Here is a 13,422-nt window from a genome sequence, read left to right as displayed (position 1 = left end):
ATATGACGAAGAACCGAAAAAGCCTTTTCGTAGCAGCGGTGCTGCTTATCCTCACCACCGGCTTGTCGATGCCGGCGGCAGCGCAGACTGAGCCGGATTGCAAGGCGCCGCAGACGCAGGCGGATATGACCATCTGCGCCGGCAAGGATTATGAAAAGGCCGACAAACAGCTCAACGTCGAATATCAGAAGCTGCGCAAGCTGCTCACCGAGCGCGACAAGGCGGCGGATGCAGACGGCAAGGGTGCGACTGACGCTCTGGTGACTGCCCAGCGCGCATGGGTGGCGTTTCGGGATGCCAATTGCGCGTTTGCCGGCTTTCAGGCCCGCGGCGGCTCGATGGAACCGATGCTGATTTCGTCCTGCCTCGCCGAGATGAGCGGCAAGCGGGCGGACGAACTGCGCCAACTCTCGGAAGGTTTCTGAACGGCATGGGGCGGCGGATCATGATTGTCGGAAACGGGGAACTGCCGCCGGGTATGGCTGGTTTCATCGATCTTTCCGACATCGTCATCCGTTTCAATGATTGCCGGTCGCTGGGTGCTGGCGGCAGCCGCACGGATGTGGTGGCCGTCTGCAATACCGGGCGGCCGGGCCACGAGATGACGCAAGGCCGTGACTGGCGCGAAAACGACGGTGTGCGGCAGGCCTCCGCCCTATGGTCGGTGCGCGATCCCGCCAAGTTTTCAGAAATGGAGCCGGGCATCCGCGCGCGCTGGCCGGAGCTGACCGATTTCTGCGTCGATTATACCGCCGGTTTTGCGGCAATCGCCGCAGAAACCAGCAAAAGCCATATCGTCATTCCACGCGACGTGCATGAACGCCTCGATAAGGCACTCGCGGCTCATGCGCCAGCGCCCTATGTCTGCCCCAGCACCGGCCTTGTTGCCATTGCCCATGTTCTCGAGAGTGTGAGCGGTGATGGTGATGAGGTGGCGATTGCCGGTTTCAGCCACCAGGGCTGGAGCGGCCATCCCTTTGCTGCCGAACAACAACTGGTCGATACCCTCTCAAACGAGGGCCGGCTGGCACGAATTTCTCCCACATCGATTTTCTCCGCATCCCAAGGAGCCTGAACCCATGCCTTACAAGATTTCCCGCGCCGCCTATGCCGGCATGTTCGGCCCGACCGTGGGCGACAAGGTGCGGCTTGCCGATACCGAACTCTTCATCGAGATCGAGAAGGACCATACGACTTATGGCGAGGAAGTGAAATTCGGCGGCGGCAAGGTCATTCGCGACGGTATGGGCCAGAGCCAGGCGACGCGGGCGGAAGGGGCTGTCGATACCGTCATTACCAATGTCGTGATCGTCGACCATAGCGGTATCTACAAGGCGGATGTGGGCCTGAAGAATGGCCGTATCCACGCCATCGGCAAGGCCGGCAACCCGGATACGCAGCCGGGCGTGACGATCATCGTCGGACCGTCGACGGAGGCAATCGCCGGTGAAGGCAAGATTCTGACGGCTGGCGGCATGGACGCGCATATCCATTACATCTGCCCGCAGCAGATCGAGGAAGCGCTGATGAGCGGTGTGACCTGCATGCTCGGCGGCGGTTCCGGTCCGGCGCATGGCACGCTCGCCACCACCTGCACCGGCGCATGGCACATCGAGCGCATGATCGAAAGTTTCGACGCCTTCCCGATGAATCTGGCACTGGCTGGCAAGGGCAATGCCTCGCTGCCGGCACCTCTGGAAGAGATGATCCTTGCCGGCGCTTCCTCGCTGAAGCTGCATGAGGACTGGGGCACGACACCTGCCGCCATCGACAATTGCCTGACGGTGGCCGACGAATATGATGTGCAGGTGATGATCCACACCGATACGCTGAATGAAAGCGGTTTCGTGGAAGACACCGTCGCCGCCATCCGGGGCCGCACTATCCATGCCTTCCACACTGAAGGTGCAGGCGGCGGGCATGCGCCTGACATCATCAAGGTCTGCGGCAACCCGAACGTCATTCCCTCTTCCACCAACCCGACGCGGCCCTATACCGTCAATACGCTGGCCGAGCATCTGGACATGCTGATGGTGTGCCACCACCTGTCGCCGTCCATTCCTGAGGATATCGCCTTTGCCGAAAGCCGCATCCGCAAGGAAACCATCGCGGCGGAGGATATTCTCCACGATATCGGCGCGTTTTCGATTATCTCTTCCGACAGCCAGGCCATGGGCCGTGTCGGCGAGGTCGCGATCCGCACCTGGCAGACGGCCGACAAGATGAAGCGCCAGCGCGGCCGCTTGAAGGAAGAGACCGGCGAAAACGATAATTTCCGTGTCCGCCGCTACATCGCCAAATATACGATCAACCCGGCCATCGCCCAGGGTGTCAGCCATGAGATCGGCTCCGTCGAAGTTGGCAAGCGTGCGGATCTCGTGTTGTGGAACCCGGCCTTTTTCGGCGTGAAGCCGGAAATGGTGCTGCTTGGCGGTTCGATTGCGGCAGCCCCGATGGGCGATCCGAATGCCTCCATTCCCACACCGCAGCCGATGCATTACCGGCCGATGTTTGCGGCTTACGGCAAGCTGCGCACCAATTCCTCGGTCACTTTCGTGTCGCAGGCGTCGCTGGATGGCGGCCTTGCGCAGCGCCTCGGCGTTGCCAAGAAGCTGCTGGCGGTGAAGAATGTGCGCGGCGGCATTTCCAAGGCGTCGATGATCCACAATTCGCTCACCCCGCATATCGAGGTTGATCCCGAGACCTATGAAGTGCGGGCGGATGGCGAGTTGCTGACCTGCGAACCGGCCACCGTCCTGCCGATGGCGCAGCGCTATTTCCTGTTTTAACGGGCGTCGCGTTGAAAACTGTCCTCAGATGGATCGGCGGCGGCGTGCTGTTGATCGTCCTGCTTCTCGTGCTCGGCACCGTGGTACCGCGCCCCTTTTTCGCCGATGATGCAAATGGTGTGAAAAATCGCGAAATCCTGCTGTTGTCCAATCCGATCCACACCGACATCGCCCTGCCGGTCGATGACGATCTACGGCGGGTGTTTTCCGAGTTGCAAGAAGGCGGTATTGCCGTCAACCATCCCGCAGCTGCCAATCTGGTGTTCGGCTGGGGTGGCCGGTCGTTTTACATTCAGACGCCCACCTGGGCAGATCTGAAACCGATGCCGGTGCTGCGTTCTTTCACGCTCGACCGCTCCGTCATGCATGTGGATGTGACAGGGGATTTTCCCGCCGATCTCGCCGGGGTGAAACGGCTTCGCATTTCTGAAGCGGGTTATCAGCGCCTCGTCGCGGGTATCCGGGCGAGTTTTGCCGGAGACGACGGCGGTGTCAGGCCGGTCCCCGGTGCCGGTTATGGCCTGACGGATGCGTTTTTCGAGGCGAATGGCTGGTTCAATGCGGTCGCCGGATGCAATACATGGTCAGCCGCGATGTTGCGGAACGCGGGCATTCAAACCGGCTGGTGGACGCCCTTGCCGCCGCTGTTGCGCTGGTCGATAGACCTGCACAATTGATCCCCAATTCCGTGTGGCCATTTCGTGTATTTGCCGGCTGAAATCCTTTTTTTATGCTGCACCGCAGCGCATCTTGCGTTAAGGAAACTGCTAAAGAATTCCGCGTGGATCGATCCCAAGCGATCCGCGTAAAATGCCAGAACAGGAGACAAGACATGCTCGGCAAAAAAGTGCCCGCCGTAACTTTCCGCACGCGCGTTCGCGACGAGGCCGTTGGCGGCCCGAACCCTTTCCGTTGGCAGGACATGACCTCCGACGATTATTTCAAGGGCAAAAAGGTCGTCCTGTTTTCGCTGCCCGGCGCGTTCACGCCGACCTGCTCGACCTATCAGCTGCCCGATTTCGAAAAGCTAGCGGGCGAATTCCGCGCGCTCGGCGTCGATGAAATCTATTGCCTGTCGGTCAACGATGCCTTCGTCATGAATGCCTGGGCCAAGGGCCAGAACCTTGAAAACGTCAAGGTCATTCCGGATGGTTCGGGTGAGTTCACCCGCAAGATGGGCATGCTGGTCGCCAAGGACAATCTCGGTTTCGGCATGCGCTCCTGGCGTTACGCCGCCGTCATCAATGACGGTCTGGTCGAGCAGTGGTTCGAGGAAGAGGGTTATTCCGACAATTGCGAATCCGACCCTTACGGCGTTTCCTCGCCGCAGAACATTCTGGAAAACCTGAAAAGCCGCGCTGCGGCCTGATTTCGGTTTCATGACTTTCTGAAGGCCCGGCAGCGATGCCGGGTCACCTTTGGCCGCTAAGGCCGAAAGCCTCTCCTCCGTCATGCTCGGGCCTGTCCCGAGCATCTGCGACGGACCGATTTTACGATAGGTGGTTGGATCCTCGGGACAAGCCCGAAGATGACGTCGCGTTAGAGGGAGCGTTCGTCATAATACGTACCCTTTCCGGTACTCTGCCGGATTTTTATATGCAGCGAGAATACGCATCCGCCTTGAAATCACCCCCGCTATCCGTCAAAAATCGTCTTCCCAAGACTGTTTCTGAAACGGATCATCCCATGCTGCGCGTCACCTCCTACCACCCCGCCGGAACCCCCGGCGACGAGCCCTCCGGTTATGTCACGCTGGCGCATGACCAGCGGCATCTGCGCCGTAAGCTGCTGCATTTGCAGAACGACGAGATGGTGATGCTGGACCTGAAGGAAGCCGTGCTGTTTGCCCATGGCGATCTGCTGGTGGTGGAAAACGGTGATCTGATCGAGGTTCGCGCGGCGGATGAAAAGCTGTTCGAAATCAAGGCGAAGGATCGGCTTCACCTGATCGAGCTTGCCTGGCATCTGGGCAACCGGCACCTTTCGGCGCAGATCGAGGAGGAGCGCATTCTCATCCTGCGCGACCACGTCATTCGCGCCATGCTGGAAGGTCTCGGCGCCACTGTGCGGGATGTGGAAGAACCTTTCCAGCCGGCACGCGGCGCCTATCACGCCCATGGCGGCCATTCCCATGGTCATGATCACGGGCATGGCCACCACCATCATGACCACGGCTGAGGCGTGAGCGCGGAAAGCGGCGTTGCCGCGCTGCTGCTGCTGATGGCCTGGCTGTCTCCGGCCTTTCCGGTTGGCGGCTTTTCCTATTCCGGCGGGCTGGAAAAGGCGGTCGAGGATGGGCGCGTGCGCGATGCCGCCGGGTTGGGTGACTGGGTGGAAACGCTGCTGCGCCATGGCAGCCTGTGGAACGATGCGGTGTTTCTGGCGCACGCCTGGCGAAGCTCGCAGGATGCCACGGCACTCAGCGAAACGGCTGATCTCGGCCGCGCGCTGGCCGGCTCGGCGGAACGTTATCGTGAGACCGTGCTTCTCGGCGATGCCTTCATTGCCGCTGCCGGCGCATGGCCGCATGCGGTTCTGGAGCTATTGCCGAAGGAGGCTCCCTATCCCGTTGCCATAGGCGCTGTGGCGGCCGGACATGGAGTTCCGCTGCGCGAGACGCTTGCCGCCTTTCTGCATGCCGGCGTTTCACAGATCGTTTCGGCCGGCATCCGTCTTGGCGTCGCGGGGCAAAAGGATGGAGTCGCCATTCTGGCCGCAAGCGAGGCGGTGATCGCGGAGATTGCGGCGCGGGCGGCGTTATCCACGCTCGATGACCTCGGCAGCGCCACTGTTATCGCTGATACGGCGGCGATGCGTCATGAAACACAGGGCACGCGGCTTTTCCGCTCCTGAGGGAGGCAGCATTACAATCGATGGAGCGAGCGGCTGCCACGCGTTTCTTCTCCCCGCCGGGGAGAAGTCCGCGGCAGCGGGATGAGGGGGCGAGCTCTCGGTCTATCGCTGACGCTGCCCCCCTCATCCGACCCTTCGGGCCACCTTCTCCCCGACGGGGAGAAGAAACTTGCGGCATGGTTCTTGCTTGCTCTTGAAGCGTTGGTCCAAGGCTTTACGGTGAAAGATACCAAAGCAGAGTGAAGGGAACAGAGTGATGAAATCGGGTAATGGTCCGCTGCGTGTCGGCATTGGCGGGCCGGTGGGTTCCGGCAAGACGGCGCTGACGGAAAAGCTCTGTAAGGCGATGAGCGCCGATTATTCCGTCGCTGTCGTCACCAATGATATCTATACCAAGGAAGATGCCGAGGCGCTGGTGCGCATGCAGGCGTTGCCATCCGAGCGTATCGTCGGTGTCGAGACAGGCGGTTGCCCGCATACCGCCATCCGCGAAGATGCGACGATCAATCTGCAGGCGATTGCCGGGCTTAATGCGCGGTTTCCCGATCTCGATGTTGTCTTCATCGAATCCGGTGGTGACAATCTTGCCGCGACCTTTTCGCCTGATCTTGCCGATATCACCATCTATGTGATCTCCGTCTGCCAGGGCGAGGAAATTCCGCGCAAGGGCGGGCCGGGCATCACCCGCTCCGACCTGCTGGTCATCAACAAGAAGGACCTTGCGCCTTATGTCGGCGCCGATCTGACCGTGATGGACAGCGATGCGACGCGGATGCGCAACGCCATGCCGTTCGTTTTTACCGATATGAAACGGGGCGATGGCGTCGATCGTATCGTCAGTTTCCTGAAAGAGCAGGGTGGTCTCTGAGCCATGAATGCAGCGCTGCGTTTCGGCCCCTATGCCGTGTCCCGGTTCGTTGATGGTGTCTACAAGGCACCGGTCGGCCATCTCATCCACCGGCAGGGCGCGGAGGCGCTGGCTACCGTTGTTGCCGGGCTTGAAGGCGAAACGGTGGATGTGGATGTCAATTGTTTTGCGCTCTCCGGGCCCGATGGTGTTTGGCTGATCGATGCCGGTTGTGGCACGGCCTGGGGCGCCGCCTATGGCCATGCCCGCGCAGCGATGATCGATGCCGGTATTCAGCCTGATGATGTCAGCCGTGTCATCCTCACCCATATTCACGGTGACCATGCGCTGGGCCTCATCGATGGCGACCGGCCCTATTTTCCCAATGCGGAAATATGGGTGCCCGAGGCCGATCTTGCCTTCTTTACCAATGCCGATGCCCGCAAGACATTGCCGCCGGCCCGGCAGGGCGGTTTCGATCTTGCCGCGCGGCTGCTCGATATTTGCGGTGCCATGTTGCGGCCGATCCCCACGGGAACGGTTGCCGAGGATATCGAGGCGATCGCCATGCCCGGCCATACGCCGGGACACGTGGGTTATCTGATCGGCAGCGGCGATGCGCGGCTGTTATTGTGGGGCGATGTGCTGCATGTCAGCGGATTGCAGGCGGCCGACCCTGAAATCGCTTTCGTTTACGATATCGATTCCGAGCTTGCCTATGCCACCCGTCTTGCTGCGCTGGCTGAAGCGGCCGATCATGGCTGGCTGGTTTCCGGCGGTCATCTTGGCGGATTTTTCCACATCGAGCGGCAGGGTGACGGCTTCCGCTTCGGGCCGCATCCGGGCTGATTTTCCGCTTTCAGACATGCAGAAGGGCGGGCTGCCGGCTGGCCTCCCGCCCCTCCTCCTCTCCCGGTGTTTTCAGATTTGCTTCAATGCCGCGACGTCATTGACCTGCACGATGCGGCCACGCACCGTGACGCCAGACTTTTTCAATGCCGAGAAGGCGCGCGACAAAGCTTCCGGCGCAAGGCCGAGCTTGCCGGCAAGCAGGCTTTTCTGGAAAGGCAGCCGCAGCGAAAAGGATGTCGCATCGCGCGGGCCCTGGTTGATGAGGTAATGGGCGACGCGTTGCGGTGCCGTCTGCAGCCGGTCGTTGGCAATGCAGTCCATGGTCGCCAACAGGCTGTTGGAAAGGCAGCGCATGACGGCCTTGGCGATTGCCGGCTCCTGGTCGATCAGGGTTCGGATTCTTGCCAGCTCGAAACGCGCCACGGTGCAGCTTTCAGCCGCCTGCGCGCTGTAACGATAGGTATCGCTGCCGAAGATCAGGCATTCGTTGAAGGTATCGCCGGGTCCGCTGACGCGTACATCCGCCTCGCGCCCATGCCGGTCCAGCCGATAGAGGCGGACATAACCCGACAGCACGCAATAAAAATGCTGCGCCGCTTCGCCTTCCTTGAAGAGGACGTGGCGGGCGTTGACATTGGTGATGGTCGCCGCCTCCATCATCTTCAGCGCGGCCGCGTCGTCGGCAACCCCGATCAGGGGTGCACGAAGCAGAATGTTCCTGTCTCTGTTGCTCAGCTTCACGGTCTTGTTCACGTCCATTCGGCTCCCGCTCAAACCTTTTGCCGGGCTGTCCGAAGCGATACGAAACCGGGGAAGTTCCTTCTCCCTCACGCCTATCTGCAAAGAACTCATCGCATTTTTCCTCGACCGGCAATTCCCGATGCGAGGGAGACTAGCAGTTCACCTGAAAAGCGAATTGATTTCGATCAAACAGGATTGGCAATGCGGCCGAGCCGTTGAAGATCAGGGCGGCAGGGGAAAATGGAGTGAGTAGGTGCGGCATATTTCTTCTCCCCGAGGGGGGAGAAGTCCGCGGCAGCGGGATGAGGGGGTGAGGGTCGTGAGATACGGCAAAGTTGCCCCCTCATCCGACCCTTCGGGCCACCTTCTCCCCGGCGGGGAGAACAAATATGCCGCGATGTCGTGCTTTACCACAGCGACGAAAAAACGCCGGGTACAAGTTCCGGCGTTTCAATCTTCGTATTTGCAACTTTCACTCCGCAGCAAGCGGTGGCAGCCGCAATATATTACTGCCCTTGTCGCTGGCTTTGTCGCCGGTGCCCTTTTCCACGCTGGCGACCCGCGCCTCCAGCGATGAGAGCGCCAGGCTGTTTTCGTGGGCGATCTCCGAGAGTTTCTCGTTGGAGAGGGCCTCTTCCTCCACTTCTTTCTTGCCGACGAAGCGGCCGAAGAGGTGGGCGAGCAGGCGTGACACGTCATCCATGATCAGGAAGAAGGCCGGCACCACGATGAGGGAAAGCACCGTCGAGACGATGATGCCGCCGATGACAGCAATCGCCATCGGCGCGCGGAACGAACCGCCTTCGCCGACACCGAGTGCGGAAGGCAACATGCCCGCCGACATGGCGATGGATGTCATGATGATCGGGCGGGCGCGCTTGCGGCCTGCCTCCACCATGGCATGCACCCGTTCCATGCCGTGACGGCGCATTTCGATGGCGAAATCCACCAGCAGAATGGCGTTTTTTGTCACGATGCCCATCAGCATCAGAATGCCGATGAGGACGGGCATGGACAGCGCGTTCTGCGTGATGATGAGCGCCACTGCCACGCCACCGATGGCAAGCGGCAGCGAGAACAGGATGGTGAAGGGCTGGATGACATCCTTGAATAGCAGGATGAGCACCACCAGCACCAGCATCAGGCCAAGCAGCATGGCGTTGACGAAGCCCTGCTGCATTTCGCCCTGCACCTTGGCGTCACCGCTTTCGGCAAGGCGGACACTTGCCGGAAGCTTGGTCTCTGCCACGATGCGCTTGAACTCGGCCGTCGAGGTATCGAGCGCCGTGCCGAAAGGCACATCCGAGCCGATGGAGACGACGCGGTTGCGGTCGTTGCGTTTGATCGAGCTTGGACCTTCGGAATAGTCGATATCGGCAACGCTGTAGAGCGGCACCAGAGACCCGGAGGCGGTCTTGATCTTCAGCGCGCGGATGGTGGCGAGATCGCGGCGGGTATCGAGCGATGCCTGCACGCGAATCGGGATCTGCCGGTCGTCCAGCGAGATTTTCGTCAGCTGCGCGTCGATATCGCCGATGGTGGCGACACGCACGGTCTGCGATATCTGCTGCGGCGTGATGCCGAGGCGAGCGATTTCATCCTTGCGCGGGCGGATCTGCAGTTCGGGACGGGGCAGAGCACCTTCCGAGCTGACATTGGCAAGGATGGGCGAGGCGCGCAGACGGCTTTCGAGAATACCGACGGCGTCGCTCAGGTCCTTCTCGTTCTTCGAGAGGAAGTTGAAGGAGAGCTCGCGTTCCGCGCGGTCATTCAGCTTGATGATGCGGACATCGGGAATGCCGCGCACCTGTGCGAATATATCCCGCTCCACATCCCATTGCGGACGCGTGCGGCCCTTTTCCTCCACCTTCGGAAGATATTGGCCGATGAGCGGAATGGAGCCGAGGCCCTTGTTGACGAGGGTTTTCAGCAGCGAGTGATCGATATGCTGGAGGATGACGTTGACGGTGGCACGACGCAGTTCCAGGTCGCCCTTCGGCGAGGCACCGCCGAGGATGAAGACGCTTTCCACGCCGTTGATGTCACGCAGGGCATGATAAATCTGCGTCGTCGTCCGGTCGGTTTCGTCAAGCGTCGCATTGGGCGGCAGTTCCACTGACAGCGTGACGCGAGAGGCGTCATCCGGCGGCAGGAAGCTGCCCGGCACCTGGGCCAGAAGCATGACGGAGGCGACGAGGAACGCAATCGCGCCGACCAGCGTCAGATACCGCGCCCACCATTTGCGGGTGGTGGCGGTGACCATGCGTGTATAGGCCTTCATCAACCGGCCGTCATTGTCGTGGTGGTCGTCCATCGCGTCTTCGGCGCGCATCAGATAGGCCGCCATCAACGGCGTGATGAGACGGGCGACGGCGAGTGAGAAGAACACCGAGAAGGCGACGGTGAGGCCAAACTGGATGAAGTATTGTCCGGGAATGCCGGGCATGAACGAGACGGGCACGAAGACCGCGATGATGGTGAAGCTGGTGGCGATGACGGCGAGGCCGATTTCATCCGCCGCTTCCAGTGCCGCGCGATAGGGCGTCTTGCCCATCTTGATGTGGCGGGCAATGTTCTCGATTTCCACGATGGCGTCATCCACGAGAATACCCGTGGCGAGCGTCAGAGCGAGGAAGCTCACGAGGTTGAGCGAGAAGCCCATGATGTCCATGATCCAGAAGGTCGGGATCGCGGATAACGGCAGCGCCACGGCGGCAATCAGCGTTGCGCGCCAGTTGCGCAGGAAGAGGAGAACCACGATAACGGCAAGGACAGCGCCTTCGATCAGCGTATCGAGTGCGGCCGTATAGTTGCCGTAGGTGAAGTAGACGGCATCGTCGACCTTCTGAATGTCGACGTCAGGATGATCCTTCCGCACCTGTTCGAGGCTTTCCGACACGGTCTGCGCCACGGAAACCTCGCTTGCGCCCTTGGAGCGGAACACGGCGAAGGTGACGGCGGGGTTGCCGTTGAAGCGCGAGAAGGACTTCGGCTCCTGATAGGTATCCGTGATCGTGCCGAGTTCGGACAGCTTGACGAAACGGCCGTTCGAAAGGGAAATGGTGGTGTTGGCAAGCTGCGAGACATCACGCGTATCGCCGAGGGTGCGGATGGTCTGTTCGTTGCCGCCCACCTGGCCACGGCCGGAGCCGAGGTCGATATTGGTGCCGCGCAGCTGGCTGTTCACCTCATTGGCGGTGATGCCATAGGCATCGAGCTTTTCGGGGCTGAGCGCCACACGCACTTCCCGGTCCGCACCGCCGTAGCGATCGACCTTGCCGATGCCGGATTTGCCCTGCAAAGCCCGCTTGATCGTATCATCCACGAACCATGACAGCTCTTCGAGCGTCATGTTGGGCGAAGAAACGGCAAAGCTCTGGATCGCCTGACCCTCGACGTCGATCTTGCTGACGATCGGCTCTTCGATATCGGCGGGAAGGTCGCTGCGGATCTTGTCGATGGCGTCCTTGGTGTCCTGAACCGCCTCTTCCGTCGGTTTTTCGATGCGGAAGACGACAGTGGTGGTGGACTGGCCATCGACCACGGTGGACTGGATTTCATCAACGCCGCTGATGGCGGCGACGGCGTCCTCGATCTCCTTCGTCACCTGCATTTCGAGCTCGGAGGGCGAAGCGCCGCTCTGGGTCACGGTGACGGCGACGACGGGAACGTCGATGTTCGGAAAACGGGTGATCGGCAGCGTGTTGAACGCCTGAAGGCCGAGCATCATCAACACGGCGAAGCCGAGCAGCGGCGCAATCGGGTTACGGATTGACCATGCGGAAAAGTTCATTTCAATCCCTCAGTCAGTTGGACGCAGCTGTCTGGGCTTCCACCGGTTTGATCCGGTCCCCATCACGCACGAATGCCCCAGCCTTCTCGACAACCTTGTCTCCAGCGGCAAGACCGCTGACAATCTCGATATAACCACCGTCTTCAATGCCGGTTTCGATCTTCACCTGCTTGACGACGTCGCCTTCCACTTTCCGGGTGGTCGAGCCTTCACGTCCGGCGGTGACGGCCGACAGCGGCAGAGCGAGCGCATTCGTCTCTTCAACGATGATCGCCGCGCTGGCATACATGCCGGAGCGCGCGGGGCTGTTTTCGGGCAGAACCACATGCACGGAACCGAGGCGCGTCGTCGGATCGACGGTGGGCGAGACGAGGCGCACCTTGCCCTCTATTTTCTCAGCGCCGCCGGCAACCGTCAAATAGGCTTTCTGGCCGATCTTCACCTTCTGGATATCGGTTTCGGACAGATCGGCGACGAGTTCGATCGCGCCATCCTTGATGACGGTGAAAAGCGGATTGCCGGCGCCGCTGGCAATCGCGCCGACCTTGGCATTCTTGGCCGAAACAATGCCGGCAACCGGGGTTTTCACACCCGTGCGCGTCAGCTTCAGATCGATATCGGCAATTTGAGCGTCCACGACTTTGATGTCGGCTTCGCCGGCAGAAACCGCCTGGCGGGCGGCGTTGAGCTTGGCGGCGGCCACTTCGGCCTGCGCCTGGGTCTGCTCCACCTGCGAGACGGAGCCGGAGCCGCTCTGGCCGAGCTTTGCGGCGCGGTCGCGCTGGCGGTTCGCGTCATTGGCGCTCGCCTCCGCTTCCAGAACCTGTGCCTTGGCCTGCGCAACGGCCGCCTGCGCCTTGGCCTTGTTGGCCTCAAGCTGGCTTTTCTGAAGGATGAGACTGTCCGAGGAGAGGACGGCGAGGATCGCATTTGCTTCGACCCTGTCACCGATATCGACATTCAGCGTATCGATCGACAGGCCGTCGACCAGCGGCTGGACATAGATTTCATCGACCGGGCGGATGGTGCCCGTCGCGATTATGCGGTCCACGAGATCGCGTTTTGCGGCATGCGCAACGATGATGGAAGGCAGGTTCTGCTGTTTGACCGGTGCCTGCGCCTCTCCTTCGGCGGCTGCGGACAAGGGGAGCGCCGTTGCGGAAAGAAGAAGGAAAACAAAGCGGTTAAACGTGACTTTATGCTGCATGTGTCTTGGCTCGCGCAATATCCGCTCACATGTCCTTTAGGCTCGGGGCCGTGTCTCAAAAGGTCATGCGATGGCGAATGTGAAACAAGGGATCACAATACTTCCTTTTCGATCCTCCCGATTCAAACGCCCCTCAACGCGAATCTCAAGCACCTTTGCCTTGTGCTTTTTTTACAAGATCAAATCTGGCAGTCTTGTGGGCGGGACTGTAATTGTTGTTGTCGTACAAATCAATCCGCATAGCCGCTATGGTTGATATACATTTTTGTATAGCCGCAGATGTTGCAATTCGTCAGATGGGTTACCAATGAAATAGGCGACGTGCTGATGCCTTCGCACT

General features: G+C 60.5%; 12 protein-coding genes. 9 read left to right on the top strand and 3 right to left on the bottom strand.

The genetic code is table 11. The annotated features are described in order from the left end of the window. Nucleotides 1-2 precede the first annotated feature (2 nt). The 9 genes from NYR50_RS10490 to aidB all read left to right on the top strand — a co-directional run bounded on the left by NYR50_RS10490 (nucleotide 3) and on the right by aidB (nucleotide 7,338). Nucleotides 3-425: a lysozyme inhibitor LprI family protein gene (locus tag NYR50_RS10490; RefSeq protein WP_418135894.1), complete on the top strand. Its 423-nt coding sequence runs from the start codon at nucleotides 3-5 to the stop codon at nucleotides 423-425. 5 nt (nucleotides 426-430) lie between these two features. Further along, nucleotides 431-1,075 (top strand): Urease operon accessory protein, encoded by a 645-nt coding sequence (locus tag NYR50_RS10485; RefSeq protein ID WP_418135893.1) that lies wholly within the window; start codon nucleotides 431-433, stop codon nucleotides 1,073-1,075. 4 nt (nucleotides 1,076-1,079) lie between these two features. Continuing rightward, a complete protein-coding gene (ureC, locus tag NYR50_RS10480) occupies nucleotides 1,080-2,789 on the top strand; it encodes an urease subunit alpha (RefSeq protein ID WP_418135892.1) in 1,710 nt (569 codons plus the stop codon). Between the two features lie 11 nt (nucleotides 2,790-2,800). Next, the gene (locus tag NYR50_RS10475; protein ID WP_418135891.1) at nucleotides 2,801-3,466 is read left to right on the top strand and encodes a TIGR02117 family protein; all 666 of its coding nucleotides are present in this window, start codon (nucleotides 2,801-2,803) and stop codon (nucleotides 3,464-3,466) included. A gap of 155 nt (nucleotides 3,467-3,621) precedes the next feature. Continuing rightward, on the top strand, nucleotides 3,622-4,158 hold the full coding sequence (locus NYR50_RS10470) for a peroxiredoxin (protein ID WP_010972294.1): 537 nt from the start codon (nucleotides 3,622-3,624) through the stop codon (nucleotides 4,156-4,158). Between the two features lie 317 nt (nucleotides 4,159-4,475). After that, on the top strand, nucleotides 4,476-4,967 hold the full coding sequence (gene ureE, locus NYR50_RS10465) for an urease accessory protein UreE (RefSeq protein ID WP_173987519.1): 492 nt from the start codon (nucleotides 4,476-4,478) through the stop codon (nucleotides 4,965-4,967). A gap of 3 nt (nucleotides 4,968-4,970) precedes the next feature. Then, complete coding sequence (locus NYR50_RS10460) at nucleotides 4,971-5,642, top strand: urease accessory protein UreF (RefSeq protein ID WP_418135890.1); 672 nt, start codon at nucleotides 4,971-4,973, stop codon at nucleotides 5,640-5,642. A gap of 256 nt (nucleotides 5,643-5,898) precedes the next feature. Beyond that, entirely contained in the window at nucleotides 5,899-6,510 is a 612-nt protein-coding gene (ureG, locus tag NYR50_RS10455) for an urease accessory protein UreG (protein ID WP_418135889.1), read from the top strand. A gap of 3 nt (nucleotides 6,511-6,513) precedes the next feature. Then, the gene (aidB, locus tag NYR50_RS10450; protein ID WP_418135888.1) at nucleotides 6,514-7,338 is read left to right on the top strand and encodes an AidB family quorum-quenching N-acyl homoserine lactonase; all 825 of its coding nucleotides are present in this window, start codon (nucleotides 6,514-6,516) and stop codon (nucleotides 7,336-7,338) included. A 72-nt stretch (nucleotides 7,339-7,410) separates the two neighbouring features. On the opposite strand, the gene NYR50_RS10445 is transcribed toward aidB, so the two are convergent. The 3 genes from NYR50_RS10445 to NYR50_RS10435 form a co-directional block, all read right to left on the bottom strand. After that, complete coding sequence (locus NYR50_RS10445) at nucleotides 7,411-8,100, bottom strand: Crp/Fnr family transcriptional regulator (protein WP_174009193.1); 690 nt, start codon at nucleotides 8,098-8,100, stop codon at nucleotides 7,411-7,413. 454 nt (nucleotides 8,101-8,554) lie between these two features. Next, nucleotides 8,555-11,875 (bottom strand): efflux RND transporter permease subunit, encoded by a 3,321-nt coding sequence (locus NYR50_RS10440; protein WP_418135887.1) that lies wholly within the window; start codon nucleotides 11,873-11,875, stop codon nucleotides 8,555-8,557. A gap of 13 nt (nucleotides 11,876-11,888) precedes the next feature. Then, nucleotides 11,889-13,082, bottom strand: coding sequence for an efflux RND transporter periplasmic adaptor subunit (locus tag NYR50_RS10435; RefSeq protein ID WP_418135886.1), 1,194 nt, complete (start codon nucleotides 13,080-13,082; stop codon nucleotides 11,889-11,891). Between the last annotated feature and the right edge of the window lie 340 nt (nucleotides 13,083-13,422).

The sequence above is a fragment of the Agrobacterium sp. El2ro-1b genome, assembly GCF_048298475.1.
Lineage (GTDB): Bacteria > Pseudomonadota > Alphaproteobacteria > Rhizobiales > Rhizobiaceae > Agrobacterium > Agrobacterium fabrum.
The sequence above is the reverse complement of the archived record's forward strand: the minus strand, read 5'-3'. Positions and strand labels throughout refer to the sequence as shown.

What these genes read in the sequence shown, in the direction of transcription:
- NYR50_RS10490 (WP_418135894.1), top strand. Translation starts at nt 3, where the DNA reads ATGACGAAGAACCGAAAAAGCCTTTTCGTAGCAGCGGTGCTGCTTATC.
- NYR50_RS10485 (WP_418135893.1), top strand. Translation starts at nt 431, where the DNA reads ATGGGGCGGCGGATCATGATTGTCGGAAACGGGGAACTGCCGCCGGGT.
- ureC (WP_418135892.1), top strand. Translation starts at nt 1,080, where the DNA reads ATGCCTTACAAGATTTCCCGCGCCGCCTATGCCGGCATGTTCGGCCCG.
- NYR50_RS10470 (WP_010972294.1), top strand. Translation starts at nt 3,622, where the DNA reads ATGCTCGGCAAAAAAGTGCCCGCCGTAACTTTCCGCACGCGCGTTCGC.
- ureE (WP_173987519.1), top strand. Translation starts at nt 4,476, where the DNA reads ATGCTGCGCGTCACCTCCTACCACCCCGCCGGAACCCCCGGCGACGAG.
- ureG (WP_418135889.1), top strand. Translation starts at nt 5,899, where the DNA reads ATGAAATCGGGTAATGGTCCGCTGCGTGTCGGCATTGGCGGGCCGGTG.
- aidB (WP_418135888.1), top strand. Translation starts at nt 6,514, where the DNA reads ATGAATGCAGCGCTGCGTTTCGGCCCCTATGCCGTGTCCCGGTTCGTT.
- NYR50_RS10445 (WP_174009193.1), bottom strand. Translation starts at nt 8,100, where the DNA reads ATGGACGTGAACAAGACCGTGAAGCTGAGCAACAGAGACAGGAACATT.
- NYR50_RS10440 (WP_418135887.1), bottom strand. Translation starts at nt 11,875, where the DNA reads ATGAACTTTTCCGCATGGTCAATCCGTAACCCGATTGCGCCGCTGCTC.
- NYR50_RS10435 (WP_418135886.1), bottom strand. Translation starts at nt 13,082, where the DNA reads ATGCAGCATAAAGTCACGTTTAACCGCTTTGTTTTCCTTCTTCTTTCC.